We start from the raw sequence: 14,378 nt of genomic DNA, 5'->3' as shown, positions 1-14,378 counted from the left end.
CGTGGCGCGACGACTACAACCACCGCCCCCACACGAGCCTCGACGGGCTCACCCCGTGGGAGTATCACCAACGGTCACTAGAGGACCAAACCCTGGACAGAGCGAACTAAAGAACGCGGACTCTAAAGGGAGCAGGTCAGTCGCGTGGTACGCATCAGGCAGGGAGGGACTGGCCAGGGCCATTTCCGCGCCGCTCACCGCATGCCAGTGAGGGCGTGGACTTAGGATGCAACCAAGCCGACCCATTTGGGGAGTTTTGGTCTCGTGTTGAACGATGCCTCTATTCTTCAAGTGTTTCTTGGCTACCGTTTACGTACGAACTGAGGAGGCTGTCCGTTCTTCTGTGTATATGTCACCCTATCGATGCCTCCTTGAAGGGAAGCGGGCAAAACGATCCCCGACGAACTTCGGAAGCATTTCGAGCAGCCCGACGATCTGCTCGGAGCTTTCAGGTTCGCGCCGCGAGGGAAGAGCCCATTATAGCCCAAGATGCGCAGATCGCTCCTACGCTGCGGGATGAATGCCGGAAAATCTTGGCCGCGGGCCGCCCGTGTCATGGGCGGTCGTCGACTCCTGCCTGAACCGCAGCACGAAGGCTTTCTGATCGCTTCAACAGATGCCGCATGGCGCCTCGATCAGCGAGTTCACCAAGTGCCGTCCAATTATGAGTCGCGGATCCGAGCCGCACGGCTGAGGGCGCTTCCGGCCTTGGGCGTGCCGAAGCGCCCGACCGAAGTGCGGACATGATCAGGGACAAAGGCTTCCGTCATCTCATATCTCGGGGACGGTCAGATCGGCGGGCGTGCCGTTAAGATGCAGCACCGCGCCGGTCAGCGATTGCAAATCGTCAAGTCGGATCGAGGGCAGCTTTTCTCGCAGAATGAAGCGGCCACCTTCGATATCGATGACCGCCAGCGAGGTATAGACCCGCGTGACGCAGCCCACGCCCGTCAGCGGTAGGGTGCAGCGATCGACCAGCTTGGGCCTGCCGTCCCTGGTGACGTGATCCGTCAGGACGGCGACGCGCCGCGCCCCGTGCACGAGGTCCATCGCGCCACCGACGGCGGGCACGCCATTTGGGCCAGTCGACCAGTTCGCCAGATCGCCGTTCTGGGCCACCTGGAACGCGCCGAGGATCGCCACGTCCAGATGCCCGCCCCGAACCATCGCGAAGCTGTCGGCGTGATCGAAGAAGGCCGTGCCGGGCCGCAATGTCACGGCCTTCTTGCCCGCATTGATCAGGTCCCAGTCCTCTTGCCCCGGCGGGGGCGCCTCGCCGAAGCCGAGGATGCCGTTCTCGGTATGGAAGATCGCCTGCCGTCCGTCGGGCTGGAAACGGGCGACCATTTCCGGAAACCCGATCCCGAGGTTCACATAGGCGCCGTCCTCGATGTCCTGCGCGGCGCGCCAGGCGATCTGGGCATTGGTCAGTCCGGCGGTCATGCGGTCACCTTTGGATGGCGGGCCCCGGACCGGTTCAGGTCCTCTTCCTGGGCGGGATCGGGGACATGCACGACGGCATCGACGAAGATGCCGGGCGTCACGACGGCCTCGGGCTCGATCCCGCCGGGTTCGACCAACTGTGCGACCTGCACGATTGTCCGCGCCGCCGCCATCGCCATCAGGGGCGCGAAATTGCGCGCGGCCATGCGATAGGTGAGGTTGCCGAGGCGGTCGCCCTTCTCGGCCTTGATCAGCGCCACGTCGGCCTTCAGCCACCGCTCTTGCACATAGGACCGCCCGTCGAACTCTGCGACGGGCTTGCCCATCGCCAGTTCGGTCCCGAAGCCCGTGGGGGTATAGAAGGCCGGGATGCCTGCGCCGCCCGCGCGGATCCGCTCGGCCAATGTGCCCTGCGGCACCAGCTCCAGTTCGATCTCGCCCGCAAGATAGCGTTCGGTGAAGACCCGCGGATCGGCCGAGCGCGGGAACGAGCATATCACCTTTGCGACCATGCCCTGTTCGATCATCGCGGCGATGCCGACATGCCCGTTGCCCGCGTTGTTGTTGATGACCGTCAGCCGCGCGGGGCTGCCCGTGGCCAGATAGCGGTCGATCAGCGCGTGCATCAGTTCGATGGGCGCCCCCGATCCGCCAAAGCCGCCGACCATCACGGTCGCGCCGTCCTTCACCCCCGCGACGGCATCGGCCAGCGTCGAAATCCGCTTGTCCATGTCCCCTCCTGTCCTCCGACCCCCTTTGTTCACGGGCGGGGCCGTTTTTGTCACGTCGATCCGTTCACATCTTGATCTTTGTTCGCATTGCGATCAGCTTTGTGCGCATGGCAAACAGGTCGGATATCGTCGGCTCGCTGGTCAAGGGACTGACCGCGATCGAGGCGTTCAGCCCCGAACATCCGCGCATGTCGATCACCGACATGGCGCGCGCGACCGGCTTCGACCGCGCGACGGCGCGGCGCCTGCTGCTGACCCTTCACGATGCCGGATACGCGGATTACGACGGCAAGTTCTTCACCCTGACCGCACGGGTCCTGCGTCTTGGCATGGGGGCGCTGTCCGCGATGCCCCTGCCGCAGATCATGCAGCCTTGGCTGGACCAGCTGTCGGACCAGGTGGGGCAATCGGCCTCGGTCTCGATCCTGGACGGGACCGAGATCGTGTACCTGGCCCGCGCCGCCCAACGGAGGGTCATGTCGATCAACCTGATGCCGGGGTCGCGCCTGCCCGCGCATTGCACCTCGATGGGGCGGGTGCTGCTGGCCGCTCTGCCCCCCGACCGCGTGCGCACGCTTCTGGACCAGGCCGACCTGACCCCGCGCACCCGCTTCAGCCTGACCACCCCCGACGAGATCGTCGAGAGGATCGAGGCCGCACGCCACGACGGCTATGCCGTGATCGACCAGGAGGTCGAGATCGGGTTGCGCTCGATCGCGGTGCCGCTGTTCTCGGCGCAGGGGGTGGCGGTTGCGGCGATCAATGTCGGCGTGTCGGCGGCGCAGGTCGAGACCGACGCCCTCGTCCCGCGCTGTCTGGGCCCGCTGCGCAAGGTGCAGGAGGGGATGCGACGGGTCCGCCTGCCGGTTCCGGTCTGACCGCGGCCCACCCCCCCAATTCCGTCAGCATCCCGCTGCAGATGCGGGATGCCGGCCCTGCCCCGCGGACTAGAAGCGGATCTGCACCTTCATCGCCCTGCCTCGGTCGGATGCCAGGTCGAAGCCGGACGCGGCATCGGCCAGCTCTATGGTGTGGCTGATCAACGGCTTCACGTCGATCAGCCCTTGCTGCATCAGCGCGACGCCGGTCGCGAACTCGGGGTGGAACCGGAAGCTGCCGCGCAGGTCCAGCTCCTTGGCCGTCAGCATCATCATCGGCAGGCTCATGTCCCCGCCCAGCCCCAGCTGCAGGACGACGCCGCGCGGGCGCATGGCCGCGATGCCCGCCACAAGCGCGGGCTGCGCGCCCGAACATTCATAAAGGACATCGAAATGGCCCTTGCCGGCACCATAGGGCGCAAGCCCGTCAGGATCGGACCGAAGGTTCACGACCTTGTCGGCCCCGATCTGCCGCGCAAGGCCAAGGGTATAGTCCGACAGGTCGGCGGCGACGATCTCGGTCGCGCCGGCGCGACGGGCGGCAAGGATCGACAGCAGGCCGATCGGGCCGCAACCCGTCACCAGAACGCGGGCGCCCAGCATCTCGCCCGCCCGCCTTGTCGCGTGCAGGGTCACGGCCAGCGGCTCGGCCATCGCGGCCTCGCCCGGCGTCAGCCCCGTCGCATCCACGCATTGCGACGGATCGGCCACCAGCAGTTGACGGAACGCCCCCTGCACATGCGGGAACGGCATGGCCGAACCATAGAACCGCATGTCCAGGCAATGGTTCGGCAGGCCCTCGTGGCAGAACTTGCAGCTGCCGCAGGGGCGCGACGGGGACACCGCCACCAGCTGGCCCGGGATAAGGCCCGTCACCCCCTCGCCCAATGCCTCGACATGGGCCGAGACCTCGTGGCCGAGGATCATCGGCTCCTTCAGGCGGACGGCGCCGAAGCCGCCATGATTGACATAGTGAAGGTCGGAACCGCAGATCCCGCCGGTCGCAAGGCGCAGGAGAACCTGGCCCGGTCCGGGCGCGGGATCGGGACGATCCTCGAGGCGCAGATCCTTGGCGGCATGGATGACCAGAGCCTTCATCACAGCACCGCCGTCGGCAGGGCCTGCCCCGCGAAATGGGCCGTCAGGTTGTCGCGCAGCAACTGGCCCATCGCCTTGCGCGTCTCGATCGTGCCCGACGCGTGGTGAGGCTGCAGCAGGACGTTCTCCAGCGCAAGGAAGCGCGGATTCAGTGCGGGTTCGCCGTCGAAGACGTCCAGTGCCGCCGATCCCAGGCGTCCGGATTCCAGCGCATCCAGCAGCGCCTCCTCGTCGATGTTGGACGCGCGGGAAATGTTGATCAGCATCCCCTCGGGGCCGAGGGACTCGATCACGTTCCGGTCGATGATGTGCCGCGTCGCGGCCGAGGCGGCCAGCGTCACGAACAGGAAATCGGTTTCCGCGGCCAGTTGCACCGGATCCGCGACAAAGCGCCAGTCCGGGTGGGCGTGGTCCTGCGGCGCGCGTGCCCCATAGCTGATCTGCATGCCGAAGCCCTGAAGGCGCTTGGCGACCTCGGTACCGATCCGGCCAAGGCCCAGCACGCCGGCCCGTCGCCCCCATACCCTGCGCTGCAGCGGATAGAGGCCCTTGGCGGCCCAGGACCCGTCGCGGACCCACCGTTCCGCCCCCAGCATGCCGCGTGACTGCATCAGCATCATCGCGACACCCAGATCGGCCACGTCCGAGGTCAGCACGTCGGGGGTGTTCGTCACGCGGATCCCGCGCGCCCGGCACGCCGCAAGATCGACCGCGTCGAAGCCCACGCCATAGACGCTGATGATCTCGAGCTTGGGGCATGCCGCGATCATGGCCGCGTTGGCGCCCAGTTCGCCGCGCGTCGCGATGGCCCGGACCTCGGGCCCGTGCTGGGCCAGGAAGGCGTCGCGATCATCCGCCTCGAACAGGCGGTGCACGGTGAAATCGGCGTCCAGGGGACCTTGATCCCATTCGGGATAGGGGCCGGTCTGCAGTATCTGGGGGCGGGTCATTCGGTCCTCCGGCAGTTTGGCTTGACAGCCTGTTGGTAACGATACCATAACGAGACGAACGCCGCGTTGTCGAGAGCCAATCGCGGGCAGGAATGCAGAGGAGGAGTTGCATGAGCCACGCATTGTTCGACCTGACCGGGCGGCGCGCACTGGTGACAGGGTCGTCGCAGGGGATCGGATTGGCGCTTGCACGCGGGCTGGCCGATGCCGGCGCCGAGGTGGTGCTGAACGGCCGCGATGCAGACCGCCTGGCCGAGGCCGCGCAGCAGATCCCCGGCGCGCAATCGCTTGTCTTCGACGTGACCGATCACGATGCGGTCCGCACCGCCATCGACGGCTTCGAGGCGGATGTCGGGCCCATCGACATCCTGGTCAACAACGCCGGGATGCAGTTCCGCGCGCCCCTCGAGGATTTTCCGGCCGATGCCTTCCAGCGGCTGCTTCAGACCAATGTCGCCTCGGTCTTCAATGTCGGCCAGGCGGTCGCCCGCCACATGATCGCGCGCGGGATCGGGCGCATCATCAACATCGCAAGCGTGCAGACCTCGCTCGCGCGGCCCTCGATCGCGCCCTATACCGCGACGAAGGGGGCGGTCGGCAACCTGACCAAGGGGATGGCAACCGACTGGGCGCGCCTTGGCCTGAACTGCAACGCCATCGCGCCGGGATATTTCGACACGCCCCTGAATGCCGCGCTCGTCGCCGATCCCGAATTCTCGGGCTGGCTGGAAAAGCGCACGCCCGCAGGGCGGTGGGGCCGGGTCGAGGAACTGGTCGGGGCCTGCGTGTTCCTGTCCTCGGACGCGTCCAGCTTCGTGAACGGGCACGTCCTCTATGTGGACGGCGGCATCACGGCATCGCTGTGACCCTGCGCGGTGTCGTCATGGGGGTGTCAGGAACGGGCAAGACCAGCGTCGGGCTTGCGCTGGCGCGGCGACTTGGCGTGCCCTATCTGGACGGCGACGATCTGCATCCCGCGGCCAATGTCGCCAAGATGGCGGCAGGCACCCCGCTGACCGACGAGGACCGCTGGCCCTGGCTGGACGAAGTGGCAAGGACCCTGTCCGAAAGCGCGCCCGTGATCGTCGGCTGTTCCGCACTGCGTCGCGCCTATCGGGACCGGTTGCGCGAAGCGGCTGGCGGGCCGGTCACGTTCTTCTATCTGCACGGTCCGCGCGACGTCATCGCCGCGCGCATGTCCGGGCGCAAGGGCCACTACATGCCTCCGGCGCTGCTGGACAGCCAGATCGCGACCCTGGAACCGCCGGGCACGGACGAAGCCGTCGCGCTGGACATCATGCTGCCGCTGGACGTGATCGCGGACACCGCCATACAGGCCATTCAAGGAGATCGAACATGACCCAGACCATCGCCCTGATCGGTGCCGGTGCGATGGGCGGCGCCATCGGCGCGCGCCTTGCACGCACCGGAACGCGGCTGCGCGTCTTCGACCGCAATCCCGCGCAGATGCAGCCGCTGGAGGCCCTTGGCGCCACCGCGACGACCAACGCGGCCGAGGCGGCCCGCGGGGCGCAGGCGGTGATCCTGTCGCTGAACGCCCCCGGCATCGTCAGGGACGCGGTGTTCGGTACCGATGGCGTGGCCTCGGGGGCCGCGCCGGGGACGCTGATCATCGACATGTCCTCGATCGATCCGACGGCCACGCAGGCGCTGGCACGCGATGCCGCAGATCGCGGGTTGCGGTGGGTGGACAGCCCCCTTTCGGGCGGGGCGCCGAAGGCGGCGACCGGTCAGCTGACCCTCATGCAGGGCGGGACCGAGGCCGATGTCGCCGAGGCGCAGGGCCTGCTGGCGCAGGTCGCCAGCAACCAGACACGCATGGGCGATGCCGGCGCCGGACAGGCGACCAAGCTGATCAACCAGGTGCTGTGCGGGTTGAACTTCCTTGCCGTGGCCGAAGCGACGGCGCTGGCGGAAGCGGCGGGCATCTCTGCCGAGAGGATCCCCGAGGCGCTTGCCGGGGGGCGCGCGGACAGTGCCATTCTCCAAGAGTACATGCCGCGCTTTGCCGGGCGCGACTATCGCCCGACGGGGCGTATCGACAACATGGTCAAGGACCTGAACGGCGCGCAGGATCTTGCGCGCCTGTCCCACACTCCGATGCCGCTGACGGCACTCTGCGCCGAGATCCACCGCCAGCTGACCGCCCGCGGTCTGGGCGACCAGGACCAGGCCGCCCTGATGGAATTCTTCCCCAACCCGCTTGCCAAGGAGGCCAGCCGATGATCACCCGCTTCGCCCTGTTCGAGGGCCGCGTCCGCGAGGGCCAGCACGAGGCGTTTCGCGACGCCATCCTGTCCGAGGTGCTGCCCGAGTGGAACGCCTTTCCCGGCGCCCTCGCAGTCCGCGTAAACTTTGCCGAGTTCCGCGACGACGGCGCCCCCGAGATCCCGATGATCCTGGCAATCAGCTATCCCGACCTCGAGGCGGTCGAGACGGCGCTGGCCAGCCCGGTCCGGGCCCGTGCCAAGGCCGCGACCGAGGCGGTCCTGGCGCGGTATTTCGACGGCCGCATTCATCACCACGTCACCACCGCGCACGACCACCAATTGTCGGCTTGAAACGGAACGCGATCCTGCTCAAATGGGTGGGATCGATACCACCTGACCGGAAACGACGCCCGTGACCCGCCGCCCACCCACAATGGTCGACATCGCCCGCGCTGCGGGCGTCTCTCCCATGACGGTCAGCCGGGCCTTCAAGGGGGGCGGCCTAGTCAGCGAGACCGCCCGCGCCGCCGTGATGAAGGCCGCCGACGAACTGGGCTATGTCTTCGACAGCACCGCTTCGGCCCTTCGCTCGCAACGTTCGGATTTCGTCGCCGTGACGATCCCCTCGATCAACAACGCCAACTTCGCGAACACGGTGCGCGGCCTTTCGGACGGGCTGCGCGAACGCGGGCTGCAGATCCTGCTTGGCTATACCGATTACGATGTCCAGGCCGAGGAGGCGCTGATCGCGCAGCTGCTGCGCCGCCGCCCCGAGGCGATGGTCGTCACCGGCGGCACGCATACCGACCGGGCGCGGATGCTTCTGGAAAAGGCCGCGATCCCGGTGGTCGAGATCTGGGATCTTCCCGATCGGCCCATCGGCCATGTGGTCGGCTTCTCGAATGCGGCGGCGATCGGCGCCTTGGTCGATCACCTGGTCGCGCTTGGTCGCAGCCGCATCGCCTTCATCGGCGGCGAGGCCGAGCGGGATACCCGCGGCTCGGACCGGCGACGGGGGTTCATCGCCGCGATGCAGCGGCATGGCCTGGACGCCACGAGGCTGGTCGATGCCGGTCCGCCGCCGATCTCGATGGCCGAGGGCGCGCAGTCGATGGCCGACCTGCTGCGACGCCTGCCCGATACGGATGCCGTCATCTGCGTGTCCGACCTGTCGGCCTTCGGCGCGCTCAGCGAATGTCAGAGGCAGGGAATAGACGTCCCGGGGCAGGTCGCGGTGGCAGGCTTCGGCGATTACGAGATCGCCGCGGTCTGCGTGCCGCCACTGACGACCGTCAACCCCTTCCCGCTGCAGATCGGCCGCGAGGCGGCGTCCCTCATCCTGAAGGCGCTGGACGGCAAGCTGTCCGATCCGGCCATCCTGCATATCGATCCGGAACTGCTGTCGCGGGCAAGCAGCATGGGCAAGTGATCCCCTGAAAAGAACCGCGCGGGCCGGAATGCAAAACCGGGGGCAGATGACTGCCCCCGGGAAGGTTCGATGCACAGGGCTTATTGCGCGGTGATCGCGTTCACCAGGGCATCGCCGTTCTGCTCGACGAAGCTGTCCCAGACCGGACGAACGGCTTCCTGGAACGCCTCGGCGTTCACGTCGCGGTTGACCTGCATCCCCTTGCTTTCCAGGTCGGCGATCATCTCGTCCTCGCGCTCTTGCGCCAGTTCGCGCTGCATGGCGACGGCCTCGGCAGCAACCTCCAGGACCATCGCCTGCTGCTCCTCGTCCAGGCCTTCGAACTTGTCCATGTTCATGGCCAGCGCCAGGGCCGAATAGGCGTGCTGGGTCATCGACAGGTAGTCCTGCACCTCGTCGAACTTGAAGGACTGCACGATGCCGATCGGGTGGTCCTGGGCATCGACGACGCCCGTCTCCAGCGCGGTGTAGAGCTCGGCCACAGGGATCTGCTGCGGCGTCGCGCCCAGCAGCTGGAACATGTCGCTCAGCGCACGAGAGTTGTTGACCCGCATCTGCAGGCCCGAGACATCCGCAGGCTCGACGATGGGGCCGCGATTGTTGGTCATGTTGCGATAGCCGTTCTCGGGATATCCCAGCATCTTCAGGCCCTCCGGCTCGAACTGGGCGCTGATGCCCTGCCCGATCTCGCCGTCCAGCACCGCATAGGCGTCGGCGCGGGTCGGGAAGATGAACGGCAGCTCGAACGCGCCGGCATCCGGCACGAGGCCGGTCAGGTTGTTCAGGCCGGTCATGACGATGTCGATGATGCCCGACCGGGTGCCGTCGACCATCGCGGCGTCGTTGCCCAGCTGGCCCTGCGGGAAGATCGTGACGGTGATCTCGCCCTCGCTGCGTTCCTCGATCTGCTCCTTGAAATAGGTGGCGAGCGTCTGCTGCAGGTCGCTCTCGGGCGCGGCATGGGCCAGGCGCAGGCTGGTCTGCGCCTGCGCGGACAGCGCCGCGACCGACATGATGGCGGCCATGCAGGTGGTACGGATAAGCGTCTTCATGATTTCCTCCCTCAAGGATTTGGTATCAGCCGGCCATGAAGCTGGCAGGCACGGTGATCAGTTGCGGAAACAGGATGAACAGTCCCAGCAGCACGACATAGCCGAGGATGAAGGGCCCGACGCCCTTGACCGCCTGGCTCATCGGCACGCGACCGACGCCGCAGACGACGTTCAGGACCGTTCCGACCGGAGGCGTGATCAGCCCGATGGAGCAGTTCAGGATGAACATGAGGCCGAAATACACCTCGTCGATACCGGCCATGCGGACCACCGGCATCAGCAGCGGCACGAGGATCAGGACCGTCGGCGACAGGTCCATGACCATGCCGACGGACAGGACCAGAAGCATGATGACCAGCATCAGGACGCGCGGGCTGTCGATCAGCGGTTGCAGCAATGCGGCCAGCTGCTGGGGAAGCTGCGCCACCGTGATCAGCCACGCGGCGACCATCGCGGCACCGACAAGGAACATCACCATCGCCGTGGCCCGGCCCGCCTGGATCAGGATCTCGACGAAGCTTGCAAAGCTCATCTCGCGGTAGATCACGGTCGAGATGAAGATGGCATAGACCGCGGCGACGACGGCGGCCTCGGTGGGCGTGAAGGCGCCCGAACGGATGCCCCCGATGATGATGACCGGCAGCAGCAGCGCCCAGATCCCCTCGCGCAGGGCCTTCCAGCGGGCCGCGGCGCTGGCCTTGGGCAAGGTCTCGATCTCCTCGCCGCGCATGATGACGGTCCAGATCGACACCAGCACCAGCGCCATCATCAGCCCCGGCACGATGCCCGCAAGGAACAGCTTGGCGATCGAGATGTTTCCGGCGACGCCCACCAGGATCAGCGGAAGCGAGGGCGGAATGATCGGTGCGATGATGCCCCCCGAAGCAAGCAGCCCGAGGCTGCGCCCCTGCGGGTATCCGGCCTTGCGCATCATCGGATAGAGGATGGACACCAGCGCGGCGGCATCCGCCACGGCCGATCCCGACAGCCCCGCCAGGACGATCGATGTCAGGATCGCGACATATCCCAGCCCACCCCGCCGGTGCCCCACAAGCGACATGGCAAGCGTGACGATCCGCGTCGACAGGCCGCCCCGCGACATGACCTCGCCCGCGACCAGGAAGAAGGGCACCGCCAACAGCGGAAAGCTGTCCACCCCGTTGATCAGCGATTGCGCAAGGATGTCGGCGCTGAAGAGGTTCATCTGAACCATTAGCGCCATCGACGACAGCAGCAGCGCGAAGGCCACGGGCAGACCCGCAAGGATACCGACGAACAGGACGCCGAGGAAGATGATCAGGGTCATGTCAATGTGCCTCGGGGTGGGTGCCGGCGGGACCGCGATCCGGTCCGAAGATCCGCACGACGGCGACCGCCGCCATCAGCCCGGCAGAAATGACGCCGGACAGGTAAAAGAGCCCCGACGGCAGGCCCGTCAGCTGCGAGATGTTGTGCCAGTTGGCCTGCGTCTGCCGCCACGCCCCGACGAACAGCATCAGCACCGCGACCAGCACGATTGCCCAGCAGATCCGGCGCAGGATCGGAACGAAACGGGGCATCAGCGCCTCGGAGAACTCGGACAGCTGCAGATGTTCGCCCCGCCGCAGCACCACCGCCGCCCCGAGCATCACCACCCAGACGAACCACAGGCGCGACAGCTCGATCGTGACGCGCAGCCCGCTCGAGAAGCCATAGCGCATGACCACGTTCAGAAAGACCAGCGCGATCATGCCCGTCAGCAGGACCGCCATGACGACGTCGATCAGACGCCAAAGAGCCTCGATGGCTTGTCGCATCGGCCTTCTCCTCCCCAGGACAGCGCGTACGTTCGGGTTGGATGATATCGTTACCATTCGGCCTGTCAAGCGCTGTCCTGCAGCCTGTCAAGCGCTGTCCGGCAGGTGGAACATGCGGGCCTCCGGGAGGCAGCATCGGCGCGTGGGTGACCTTGCGCGACGCAACATGGCGAAGGTCTTTGGGAGCGGTTACCGGTCAATCGGGTGCCGTGATCGTGCAAGATCGGCGCCAGGGAATCGTGGCGAAGCTTCAGCAAGAGCAGTTGGCATTGGAATGGCCCGTCTGGCGGATAAGTGGCAGCGGCCCGCGTATTCCCGCCGGTCGGGCAGGTTCCGCCCGCCGCGACCCTAGTGCCGCCCCTCCGGCGAACCTACATATCCCCTCCAAGGATACTGAAAACCAAGGAGATCCGAGCATGGCCACCACCGGCAAGCAACTGTTCACCACGCTGGACGCCGACGGCACGCTGACCGTCGCGATCGAGGAGGTGTCCTTCCCCGATCCGACCGGCAACCAGGTCCTGGTGCGGATGGAGGCGGCGCCGATCAACCCGTCGGATCTTGCCATCCTCGTCGGCGGCGCGGACATCGAGAACGCCCAGTTCAGCCCCGGCAAGTTCGTGGCCCAGATGCCCGCGCAGGCGAACGCGGCCTCGAAATCCCGCCAAGGGCTGAAGCTTCCGGCAGGGAACGAGGGTGCGGGCACCGTCGTCGCGGCGGGTGACGGCGAGACTGCGCAGGCGCTGATCGGCCAGCGCGTCTCCTGCGTGCCGGGCAATGCCTACAGCCAGTACTGCATCGCCGATGCCGCGATGTGCCTGCCCCTCGGCGACCACTCGGCCGAGGAAGGCGCCAGCGCCTTCGTGAACCCGATGACCGCCCTCGGGTTCGTCGAGAACGCCAAGGCCGATGGTCAGAACGCCATCCTGCACACGGTCGGGGCATCGAACCTCGGTCAGATGCTGACCCGCATCTGCCAGGAGGACGGCCTCGACCTCGTGAACATCGTCCGCAAGGAGGATCAGGTCGAGTTGCTGAAGGGGATGGGTGCCACGCATGTGGTGAACTCGTCTGCCAATGATTTCATGGATCAGCTGACCGCCGCCATTGCCGACACGAGCGCGTTCTATGGCTTCGATCCGGTCGGCGGCGGCAAGCTGGTCGATACCGCCTTCCGCGCGATGGAACGCGTCGCCGTCCAGCAGATGTCCGAATATTCGCGCTATGGCTCGAACCAGCAGAAGCGCATGTTCATCTATGGCCGCCTGGATACCGGCCCGACCGTCCTGACCCCCGCCTACGGCTTCGGCTGGACGCTGTCCGGATGGCTGCTGTTCCCGTTCCTGCAATCGGTCGGGCAGGAAACTATGGGACGGATGCGGCAGCGAGTTCGGGACAACCTGACGACGACCTTCGCCAGCAGCTACAAGGCCCGCGTCTCGTTGGAGGAGATGCTGACCAAGGAAGCCGTGATGGATTACCGCGCCATGCGCACGGGCGAGAAGTATCTCGTGACGCCCTGGGCCTGAACCGATCCCCGAAGGGCGCCGCCGACCCGGCGGCGCTTGCGGGCTTAGGTGATGGCATTGCGGGCCCTACCCATCGCAGCCCGACCGATTCACCACCTGGTTTCGGATCGGCTGCGGTGGCGATCTTTTCGGCCCGTCGTGCGGTTGCGGCGCCCTGCAAAAGGCACTACGCCTCGGGCATCACATAGTTCGGTCAGGCGACCCCGGAACGGCTTGCGGCGGGCACGATTATACCTGCAAAGCCCCGCCATATAAAATCCATACAAATCGCCATAAAGTTGCTGCGCTATGGTTAAGAATTCGTTAAGGGTGTATTTGGCTCGGTGAGCTCCAAACCGCCTGTAAGCAATTCAGAAAGAATTCTATGCCTGTGACTTCTGTCGATAGATCAATGCCCTGCGCCGCTTGCGGGGCCCTTGCGTCCGACCTCGTGGCGTATTTCCTCTAGATTCCGGACCCGTCGCAGCAACGCTACGCCCCCTAGGGCATTTCCGCTCGAATGGCAGCGCACGCCCTCCACCGCTGATTGCGGGCGACGGAACGATCATGCGCACTCTCTGAAAAAAAACGGATCGACCGCCCTCTTCCATCTCCGTCGACCTTGCCCGTGCGTCTCGCTCCGGGCGGTGCCATGGCCGATAGGAATGCGTCCTGACAGGTCGCGACAGGGACGATGCGCGAAGCAGAGCGATGCGCCCTGACGCCCGACTGGCCCGGAGAAGTTTCGGGACGGCTTTGACACCCAAAGATCAAGGGATCGACAATGCCCACGACATTCAACGTGTTCCGCCTTGGAACCTTCGCCGATCTGGATACCGACGACAGTAATCGGCAGGTCGAGGATGCCGGTTTGCTCGAGGGCAAAAGCTTCGGCAGTTCGACAGATCCGCTTTACAACCAGATACAGACCTTCTCGCCGGGGGGAATGGCTATATTGGCGGAACCGGCTCGAATAGCTATGACAACCAAGGAAATATCGACCAGTTCTCGATAAACGGTGGTTCGCCCCAGACGTTCGATTCGCTTGTTTTCATGTCTGCCACTGTGACATACGCTGATGGCACGATCGATGATGATATCGACGTTCGCGTGATTCAGGACACGGCGGGCAACCTTTACATGGTGGGCTCGACGACGCAAGATTCCGACCAAGACGCGCTGGAAACGAAGCCGATCCAGTCCGTGCAGCTGTCGACCGTGATCAGCGACATTTCGAGTCTCACCGCGAACAGGGATGCAGG

15 protein-coding genes are annotated in these 14,378 nt (G+C 66.0%); 8 read left to right on the top strand and 7 right to left on the bottom strand.

Annotation, left to right across the window (positions count from 1 at the left end; translation table 11 throughout):
- Positions 1-771: 771 nt before the first annotated feature.
- Entirely contained in the window at positions 772-1,443 is a 672-nt protein-coding gene (locus QMZ16_RS14285; RefSeq protein ID WP_282603723.1) for a 3-oxoacid CoA-transferase subunit B, read from the bottom strand.
- Positions 1,440-2,174 carry a 3-oxoacid CoA-transferase subunit A gene (locus QMZ16_RS14280; RefSeq protein ID WP_282603722.1) on the bottom strand — a complete coding sequence of 245 codons (735 nt, stop codon included), beginning with the start codon at positions 2,172-2,174 and terminating at the stop codon, positions 1,440-1,442. Before QMZ16_RS14280 ends, QMZ16_RS14285 begins: the two co-directional genes overlap by 4 nt.
- 107 nt (positions 2,175-2,281) lie before the next feature.
- Between QMZ16_RS14280 and QMZ16_RS14275 the strand changes: the two genes are divergently transcribed.
- Positions 2,282-3,052 (top strand): IclR family transcriptional regulator C-terminal domain-containing protein, encoded by a 771-nt coding sequence (locus QMZ16_RS14275; RefSeq protein WP_282603721.1) that lies wholly within the window; start codon positions 2,282-2,284, stop codon positions 3,050-3,052.
- Positions 3,053-3,121: 69 nt separating this feature from the next.
- Here QMZ16_RS14275 and QMZ16_RS14270 read toward each other — a convergent pair whose 3' ends face one another.
- Both QMZ16_RS14270 and QMZ16_RS14265 read right to left on the bottom strand, forming a co-directional pair.
- On the bottom strand, positions 3,122-4,150 hold the full coding sequence (locus tag QMZ16_RS14270; RefSeq protein WP_282603720.1) for an L-idonate 5-dehydrogenase: 1,029 nt from the start codon (positions 4,148-4,150) through the stop codon (positions 3,122-3,124).
- The gene (locus QMZ16_RS14265) at positions 4,150-5,100 is read right to left on the bottom strand and encodes a 2-hydroxyacid dehydrogenase (protein ID WP_282603719.1); all 951 of its coding nucleotides are present in this window, start codon (positions 5,098-5,100) and stop codon (positions 4,150-4,152) included. Before QMZ16_RS14265 ends, QMZ16_RS14270 begins: the two co-directional genes overlap by 1 nt.
- Positions 5,101-5,210: 110 nt before the next feature.
- Between QMZ16_RS14265 and QMZ16_RS14260 the strand changes: the two genes are divergently transcribed.
- From QMZ16_RS14260 to QMZ16_RS14240, 5 genes are all read left to right on the top strand, one after another.
- On the top strand, positions 5,211-5,966 hold the full coding sequence (locus tag QMZ16_RS14260; RefSeq protein WP_282603718.1) for an SDR family oxidoreductase: 756 nt from the start codon (positions 5,211-5,213) through the stop codon (positions 5,964-5,966).
- Positions 5,963-6,460 carry a gluconokinase gene (locus tag QMZ16_RS14255; RefSeq protein WP_282603717.1) on the top strand — a complete coding sequence of 166 codons (498 nt, stop codon included), beginning with the start codon at positions 5,963-5,965 and terminating at the stop codon, positions 6,458-6,460. Before QMZ16_RS14260 ends, QMZ16_RS14255 begins: the two co-directional genes overlap by 4 nt.
- Positions 6,457-7,347, top strand: a complete 891-nt coding sequence (locus QMZ16_RS14250) for an NAD(P)-dependent oxidoreductase (RefSeq protein WP_282603716.1) — start codon at positions 6,457-6,459, stop codon at positions 7,345-7,347. The genes QMZ16_RS14255 and QMZ16_RS14250 overlap by 4 nt, the downstream gene beginning before the upstream one ends.
- Positions 7,344-7,682 (top strand): hypothetical protein, encoded by a 339-nt coding sequence (locus QMZ16_RS14245; protein ID WP_022708346.1) that lies wholly within the window; start codon positions 7,344-7,346, stop codon positions 7,680-7,682. Before QMZ16_RS14250 ends, QMZ16_RS14245 begins: the two co-directional genes overlap by 4 nt.
- A gap of 61 nt (positions 7,683-7,743) precedes the next feature.
- Entirely contained in the window at positions 7,744-8,760 is a 1,017-nt protein-coding gene (locus QMZ16_RS14240; RefSeq protein WP_282603715.1) for a LacI family DNA-binding transcriptional regulator, read from the top strand.
- Between the two features lie 80 nt (positions 8,761-8,840).
- On the opposite strand, the gene QMZ16_RS14235 is transcribed toward QMZ16_RS14240, so the two are convergent.
- From QMZ16_RS14235 to QMZ16_RS14225, 3 genes are read right to left on the bottom strand one after another with little or no spacing between them, the layout of a single operon-like run.
- Positions 8,841-9,812, bottom strand: a complete 972-nt coding sequence (locus QMZ16_RS14235) for a DctP family TRAP transporter solute-binding subunit (RefSeq protein ID WP_282603714.1) — start codon at positions 9,810-9,812, stop codon at positions 8,841-8,843.
- A 25-nt stretch (positions 9,813-9,837) separates the two neighbouring features.
- The gene (locus tag QMZ16_RS14230) at positions 9,838-11,118 is read right to left on the bottom strand and encodes a TRAP transporter large permease subunit (protein WP_282603713.1); all 1,281 of its coding nucleotides are present in this window, start codon (positions 11,116-11,118) and stop codon (positions 9,838-9,840) included.
- 1 nt (position 11,119) lies between these two features.
- Positions 11,120-11,608: a TRAP transporter small permease gene (locus QMZ16_RS14225; RefSeq protein WP_282603712.1), complete on the bottom strand. Its 489-nt coding sequence runs from the start codon at positions 11,606-11,608 to the stop codon at positions 11,120-11,122.
- A gap of 416 nt (positions 11,609-12,024) precedes the next feature.
- Here QMZ16_RS14225 and QMZ16_RS14220 point away from each other — a divergent pair, with 416 nt between their 5' ends.
- Together QMZ16_RS14220 and QMZ16_RS14215 are read left to right on the top strand one after the other, a co-directional pair.
- Positions 12,025-13,137, top strand: coding sequence for a zinc-binding dehydrogenase (locus tag QMZ16_RS14220; RefSeq protein WP_282603711.1), 1,113 nt, complete (start codon positions 12,025-12,027; stop codon positions 13,135-13,137).
- Between the two features lie 763 nt (positions 13,138-13,900).
- Positions 13,901-14,131 carry a hypothetical protein gene (locus QMZ16_RS14215; protein ID WP_282603710.1) on the top strand — a complete coding sequence of 77 codons (231 nt, stop codon included), beginning with the start codon at positions 13,901-13,903 and terminating at the stop codon, positions 14,129-14,131.
- Positions 14,132-14,378: the final 247 nt, after the last annotated feature.

It is taken from the genome of Paracoccus sp. PARArs4 (assembly GCF_947311865.1).
In the GTDB taxonomy this organism is placed as follows: Bacteria; Pseudomonadota; Alphaproteobacteria; order Rhodobacterales; family Rhodobacteraceae; genus Paracoccus; species Paracoccus zeaxanthinifaciens.
The sequence above is the reverse complement of the archived record's forward strand: the minus strand, read 5'-3'. Positions and strand labels throughout refer to the sequence as shown.